Genomic DNA, 2,823 nt, shown 5'->3' with positions numbered 1-2,823 from the left:
CCGCACGTCCACCGCTGGTTCGGCGAGGTCCCCTGAGCCGCGCCACCGTCGACGGGGGCGCCGGAATCAGCCGATCATCGCTGCGACGTCGCGCACCAGCTGAGCGCGGGCGACGGTCGTCTCGGGGCGAGGGTCGTCGAGGGCGAGGAGGACGACGCGGTCGTCGCCGATGGTGAGCGTCGCAAGCAGGTCCTCGTGGCGCGCGACCCGCTCGCGCACGGCCGGCAGCCAGGCGGGCTCGGCCGTCCCACGGCGGCCCGCCCACGCCGGGGTGACGAGCATCGAGTCCGCGGTCGCCCCGATCGGCACGCTGACGCGGGCCGGGCCGGTGCGCGCGTCGGCAGCCACGACCTCGCGGCGCACGGGAGAGCGGCGCGAGCCGGGCACCGCACGCAGCACCCAGGTCTCGCAGCGCACCGGCATGCCGGAGACCGCGAGACGCAGCCTGCCGCGTGCGGCCTCGACCCTCCACCCTCGCGGGAGCGCGAGCGCGGCGTCCCGGGGGTCGGGCGGGCCGTCGTCGACGAGCCTGGCGCCGTTCCAGGTCCGTGCCCACGCGGCTCGGGCGGACGCGACGCGACCGTGGGTCGCTTCCGCGCCGCCGGCCCGTCGCCACAGGACTCCGCCCAGGACGCCGACGACCAGGACGGCCGCGACGACGATCCGCTGCGCGGGGCCGCTGGCGAGGCCGGCGGCGACGACGCAACCCGCGATCGTCGCGACGCCGGTCACCGGCAGGACCGCGCCCGCAGCGGTCCACGAGCGGCGGCGCAGGCGCGCGCCGCTCGGCCGCGGGTCAGCGCCGGACATCGGGCGGCTCGTCGGCCGCGGGCAGCATCTCGTGGGCAGCGGCGGCGACCGCGCCGGAGAGGTCGCCGACGGACGCCGGTGCCTCGCGCACGGCCTCGTCGACCGATGCACGCAGCAGCGCGACGGCCCTGCGGTGCGCGTCCATCGTCGCGGCGGCGAGGGCGCGCGGAGCTGTGCGCATGGCGTGCGGCGTGAACTCCACGCCCTGGATCAGCGCATCGGGACCGAGCGTGACGCGGACCTCGCGCCCGGCCGACCATGCCGAGTAGGTGGCCTGCTCGATGCGTGCCGCGATGCGAGCGGTCTCGGCTGCCGTCTGGTGCGCGTCACGCTGCAGTTGCTTGAGCCGCTCACGTGCGTCCGCGAGGGGTGCGTAGGGGTCCATGGTCAGCCTCCGACCGTCTGGGCGCCCTGGTCGACCCCCGAGGCACCGGCGCCGACCACCGTGTCCGGCCCGATGCCGAGGTTGTAGAGCCCGACCTCGTCGAACGCCCGGTACAGGTCGGCCAGGAGGTCGCAGAAGCGCCCGGTCGACTGGAGCAGCTCGTCCGTCCACCTCGCGGCGTCGTCGACCCAGCGGGCGATCGCGGAGGTTGCCTGCGCGACGACGACGGGCACGCCGAAGCCGAGAGTCCCCAGCGCCTCGGCCACCCAGACGATCAGCTTGCCGACGAGCTCGGCACAGATGGCGGACACGATCTGCCGGACGATCTCGACGATCCCGCTCCCGATCGCGAACCCGGTGTTCACGCACCGGCACGCGAAGGCCTCCACGGTGGCCCGGTGCGCCATCTCGGTCACGCGGCGCCGGAACGCGTCGGCGGCGGGTCCGTGCCAGTACTGCGCCGTCCGGTCGCGGATCTCGATCAGCCGGTCGGACTGCATCTCCAACGTGGCGCCGACGTTCGCCCAGGTCAGGCCGACCGCGGTGACCACGGCAGGGTCACCGACGAGCACGTCGAGAGCCTCCTGGAACCAGGAGAAGCGGTCCAGCAGGAATCCCGCGACGCTGGACGCGAGGGTGCCGAGAGGGTCGACCGCGACGCCGACGAGGTCGCCGACGCTCCCCGCGGCCGATCCCAGGGCCCCCGCCCAGTCCCCCGAGCCCAGGCTCGCACCCGTCGAGAACAGCGACCCGACGACCGGCACGCCCAGCGCGGTCCCCTCGAACCACGCGGGCGCCTCCCACGTCTCGGGCTCGACGACCAGGGTCATCCCAGCCGCCCCAGGAGCCCGCGGTTGCGCGCGGCCGACGCGGCGTCGGCCGCCTCGTAGGCCGCCACCGTGTGGCGCAGGTTCATGGCGACGGCCTCGTACGCCCCCGCCTCGGCACGCAGCGCCGCGACCGCCGCGGTCTGGACCGTCTGCGACGGCGGGACCATCGCGATGCACAGCAGACCGAACGCTGTCTGCGACATCCCCTGCGCCGCGAGACCGGCGCTCACCGCACCGTCGAGCTCGTCGCTCACGGCGAAGACGTTCCCGACCTCGGCTGCGAGCCGGACCGGGTCGACCGAGAACTCGTCCATCACTTCCCCTCCTCCGCGAGAACCTGCCGGACGCGAGCCGCGACCTCGCTGTCCCCCAAGCTCGGCAGTGCCTGGAGACGCGGGCGTCCCGTACCGCGGTACGCGTCCCGCACCGCGTCGAGCACGGCCGCCTCGAGCTGCTCCGGCGCGAGCCGTGCGAGGTCGGGCGCGAACACGATGTCGGCCAGCAGACCGTGACCGTCGACGACGACCTCGACCAGGCCGTCCCGGTCCACGCCGGTCGTCGGCGCGTGCGAGGTCGTCGGGCGCACGCCCTGCGCCGCCCTCAGGTACGCGATCCCGTCCGCCAGGACGGACTCCAGGTCTTCCGTGGCCATGGCCGTGAGAGTAGCGGTGTGCACGCCCGTCGTGGGCGGGTCGTCCGACGCGGCGACGTCCTCCCTGCTCGCGACGAGCGGCACCAGCCAGTCGAGCAGATCGGGTTCGAGGGTGCGGGCGTGCCGGAGCACCGCGACACCTGGAC

Annotated in this window: 5 protein-coding genes; all 5 read right to left on the bottom strand. The window is 75.1% G+C overall.

Translation table 11 applies throughout. The features are described 5' to 3' along the window. Positions 1-66: 66 nt before the first annotated feature. The gene (locus tag CUD01_RS16225) at positions 67-810 is read right to left on the bottom strand and encodes a hypothetical protein (RefSeq protein WP_141322523.1); all 744 of its coding nucleotides are present in this window, start codon (positions 808-810) and stop codon (positions 67-69) included. Continuing rightward, positions 797-1,195: a YbaB/EbfC family nucleoid-associated protein gene (locus CUD01_RS16220; RefSeq protein WP_094179604.1), complete on the bottom strand. Its 399-nt coding sequence runs from the start codon at positions 1,193-1,195 to the stop codon at positions 797-799. Before CUD01_RS16220 ends, CUD01_RS16225 begins: the two co-directional genes overlap by 14 nt. Before the next feature lie 2 nt (positions 1,196-1,197). Then, positions 1,198-2,025: a hypothetical protein gene (locus CUD01_RS16215; protein ID WP_094179603.1), complete on the bottom strand. Its 828-nt coding sequence runs from the start codon at positions 2,023-2,025 to the stop codon at positions 1,198-1,200. After that, positions 2,022-2,339, bottom strand: coding sequence for a type VII secretion target (locus tag CUD01_RS16210; RefSeq protein ID WP_141322522.1), 318 nt, complete (start codon positions 2,337-2,339; stop codon positions 2,022-2,024). Before CUD01_RS16210 ends, CUD01_RS16215 begins: the two co-directional genes overlap by 4 nt. Continuing rightward, the coding region (locus CUD01_RS16205; protein WP_218023870.1) for a YbaB/EbfC family nucleoid-associated protein at positions 2,339-2,823 on the bottom strand (485 nt) is incomplete at its 5' end. The genes CUD01_RS16210 and CUD01_RS16205, both read right to left, overlap by 1 nt.

The organism is Cellulomonas uda (assembly GCF_006538705.1).
Classification (GTDB): domain Bacteria; phylum Actinomycetota; class Actinomycetes; order Actinomycetales; family Cellulomonadaceae; genus Cellulomonas; species Cellulomonas uda.
Note: the sequence above shows the minus strand (reverse complement) of the source record. Positions and strands in the feature narration are given on the sequence as shown.

Bases quoted from the DNA above. Each gene is read 5' to 3' on its own strand.
- CUD01_RS16215 (WP_094179603.1), bottom strand. From the start codon at position 2,025: ATGACCCTGGTCGTCGAGCCCGAGACGTGGGAGGCGCCCGCGTGGTTC.
- CUD01_RS16210 (WP_141322522.1), bottom strand. From the start codon at position 2,339: ATGGACGAGTTCTCGGTCGACCCGGTCCGGCTCGCAGCCGAGGTCGGG.
- CUD01_RS16220 (WP_094179604.1), bottom strand. From the start codon at position 1,195: ATGGACCCCTACGCACCCCTCGCGGACGCACGTGAGCGGCTCAAGCAA.
- CUD01_RS16225 (WP_141322523.1), bottom strand. From the start codon at position 810: ATGTCCGGCGCTGACCCGCGGCCGAGCGGCGCGCGCCTGCGCCGCCGC.